1 protein-coding gene is annotated in these 521 nt (G+C 54.1%); it reads left to right on the top strand.

Features of this window, described 5'->3' with window-relative positions:
• A partial coding sequence (locus G5367_RS20085; protein ID WP_421245240.1) for an EF-Tu/IF-2/RF-3 family GTPase occupies nt 1-519 on the top strand: 519 nt, incomplete at its 5' end.
• Between the last annotated feature and the right edge of the window lie 2 nt (nt 520-521).

Here is a 521-nt window from a genome sequence, read left to right as displayed (position 1 = left end):
GGCCGTGGTACTGTAGTAACCGGTCGTGTAGAGCGCGGTATCGTTAAAGTTGGTGAAGAAGTGGAAATCGTTGGTATCAAAGATACCACCAAGACCACCTGTACCGGCGTTGAAATGTTCCGCAAACTGCTGGACGAAGGTCGTGCAGGTGAGAACATCGGCGCCCTGCTGCGTGGCGTGAAGCGTGAAGACGTAGAGCGTGGTCAGGTACTGGCCAAGCCGGGCACCATCAAGCCGCACACCAAGTTTGAATCTGAAGTGTACGTACTGTCCAAAGAAGAAGGTGGTCGTCATACCCCGTTCTTCAAAGGCTACCGTCCGCAGTTCTACTTCCGTACTACCGACGTGACCGGTACCATCGAACTGCCGGAAGGCGTAGAGATGGTAATGCCGGGCGACAACATCAAGATGGTTGTTACCCTGATTGCACCGATCGCGATGGACGACGGCCTGCGTTTCGCTATCCGTGAAGGTGGCCGTACCGTAGGTGCTGGTGTTGTAGCTAAAGTTATCGCTTAATC

It is taken from the genome of Aeromonas sp. 604282 (assembly GCF_049170575.1).
Taxonomy (GTDB): Bacteria; Pseudomonadota; Gammaproteobacteria; order Enterobacterales; family Aeromonadaceae; genus Aeromonas; species Aeromonas veronii_A.
This window is presented reverse-complemented; position numbering and strand designations above follow the sequence as displayed.